Annotated in this window: 1 protein-coding gene; it reads left to right on the top strand. The window is 43.3% G+C overall.

Annotated features, from left to right (window positions below):
- The first annotated feature begins 184 nt into the window (after window positions 1-184).
- Complete coding sequence (locus AACR75_RS18495; RefSeq protein WP_047691306.1) at window positions 185-1,219, top strand: NAD(P)H-dependent flavin oxidoreductase; 1,035 nt, start codon at window positions 185-187, stop codon at window positions 1,217-1,219.
- The last annotated feature ends 202 nt before the right edge of the window (window positions 1,220-1,421 follow it).

Here is a 1,421-nt window from a genome sequence, read left to right as displayed (position 1 = left end):
TTGGTCGTGTAAATTCAGTTTACCTCATTGAATTTGCATAACAAACGGCTCAAGAGGGATTGCCAACGCTTGGCGACTTTAGTGCAAAATTGAAGTTAAGTGTTTACAGTGTGTTTTTTGAGTTCGGCTATGCGTTGTCAACCCCTTAGCCGGGCGTTAGCACCAAAAATAGTTAAGGAACACTATGAACTACAAGGAATTATTAGGTACGGATTTTCCAATCATTCAAGCACCGATGGCGGGAGTGCAGGGTAGCGCTTTGGCGATTGCCGTTAGTGAGGCTGGCGGATTGGGCTCTTTACCTTGCGGTATGTTAAGTACGGAAAAAATAATCAATGAGATTGAAGCTATTAAAGGGGCAACTAGCAAACCATATAATCTTAATTTTTTCTGTCATAACTTACGTCCTTACGATGAAAATCGTCAAGTGATTTGGCGAAACACACTTCAGCCATATTTTGCCGAGCTGGACTCTGAAGTAAACCTTTCTGTCGGTGGTACACGAGTGCCATTTAGCCATGATATTGCTGATGCAATTGAGCGTTTTTCACCGGAATTCATTAGTTTCCATTTTGGGTTGCCAAATAAAGATTTGTTACAACGAGTCAAAAGTTGGGGGACGAAGGTAGTGTCATCTGCAACGACGGTGGAGGAGGCTATTTGGCTAGAGTCGCAAGGTGTGCATGGAATAATAGCTCAAGGTTTAGAAGCGGGAGGGCACAGAGGAATGTTCCTAACTGATAAAATCTCAACGCAACTAGGGTTAGTTTCGCTTGTGTCTCAGGTTGTCAAGCAGGTTAAAGTGCCTGTTATAGCAACAGGTGGTATTAGTGATAATAATGGTGTGAGAGCTTGCTTGCAGTTGGGGGCGTGTGCTGTGCAGGTTGGAACATCGTATTTACTGTGCGCAGAAGCTGAGGCATCCGATATACATAAACGGGCACTAAAAAGTGATAAATCATCACATACAGCTTTAACCAACATATTTTCGGGTAGACCAGCCCGAGGTATAGTTAATCGAGTTATGGATGAACTAGGCTGTATGAGCGTGCTTGCTCCTGATTTTCCGTACGCTTCTCTTGAAATGTCTCAATTACGCAATAGCGCTGAAAAACAGGGGATGGATGATTTTTCTCCATTATGGTGTGGTCAAAATGCACAAGGGTGTCAAGAAATTTCCGCAAAAGAGTTGACACTTCAACTAGCTGGAAAGTGCTAGCAAACAATTTAAGAGGGATTCCCAACGCTTGGCATTTTGGGTTCTACTTCCAATTTAGTGTCTACGGCACAATGCTTTAGGTTGGGTGGTAGCGTTGCTCACCCCTTAATTGGGCGTTATGCACTCAGGTAAATTTAAGGGTTCAATCTTTTGGGATTTCTTCGGCCATTCGTTTGAGCTGTCGGCAAATAAGCATTTTCGC

Origin of the sequence: Vibrio sp. ZOR0018, assembly GCF_963865925.1 — a bacterium.
GTDB lineage: Bacteria > Pseudomonadota > Gammaproteobacteria > Enterobacterales > Vibrionaceae > Vibrio > Vibrio anguillarum.
Note: the sequence above shows the minus strand (reverse complement) of the source record. Positions and strands in the feature narration are given on the sequence as shown.

Coding starts and splice junctions, on each gene's coding strand:
- AACR75_RS18495 (WP_047691306.1), top strand. CDS start 185: ATGAACTACAAGGAATTATTAGGTACGGATTTTCCAATCATTCAAGCA.